Source organism: Rhizobacter sp. P2_H2, from assembly GCF_056403375.1.
In genome coordinates, this window is sequence record NZ_JBFUFP010001741.1 from 1 (window position 1) to 646 (window position 646).

1 pseudogene is annotated in these 646 nt (G+C 76.0%); it reads right to left on the minus strand.

The features are described from left to right. Positions 1-646: pseudogene (locus AC1D15_RS35950) on the minus strand (DNA polymerase III subunit gamma/tau); the annotation flags it as partial.

Sequence of the window (646 nt, forward strand, 5' to 3'; positions counted from 1 at the left end):
CCGGTGCTGCGGCAACCGCGGCCGCACCGGCAGCCGCCGGCACCGCCGTCGCGCTGCTGCGGCCGCTGACCATCGCTGGAGCAGCCTCGCGGCGCGGGGCCGGCGTGCCGCCCGGCTTGAAGGCCAGCAGGCGCAGCAGCACCATCACGAGGCCGCTGTATTCGTCGGGCGCGAGGCCCAGCTCGGCACGGCCGTGCAGCACGATGCTGTAGAGCAGTTGCGTCTCGTCGGGGGCCAGCAGCGCGGCCAGGCGCTGGATGGCGGGCGTGTCGGGATCGGCCTCGTCGGCCGCGGCCGGCACGGCCTGCAGCACGGCCATCTGCTGCAGCAGCGTGGCGATCTCTTCGAGCGTGCCGCTGCACGACAGGCCGAGCGAGCGCAGCCCGTCGACCGTGGCGACCACGTCGGCACCGTCGCCGGCGGCCAGGGCCTCGACCAGCCGCACCGCATGGCTGCGATCGACGGCGCCGAGCATCTGGCGCACGCCGGCTTCCTGCAGCGCGCCGGCGCCGAACGCGATGGCCTGGTCGGTGAGCGACAGCGCATCGCGCATCGAGCCGCGCGCGGCGCGCGCCAGCAGCCGCAGCGCGCCGGGCTCGGCCTCGATCTGCTCGGCGCCGAGCACGGTGGCGAGGTGTTCCTGCAC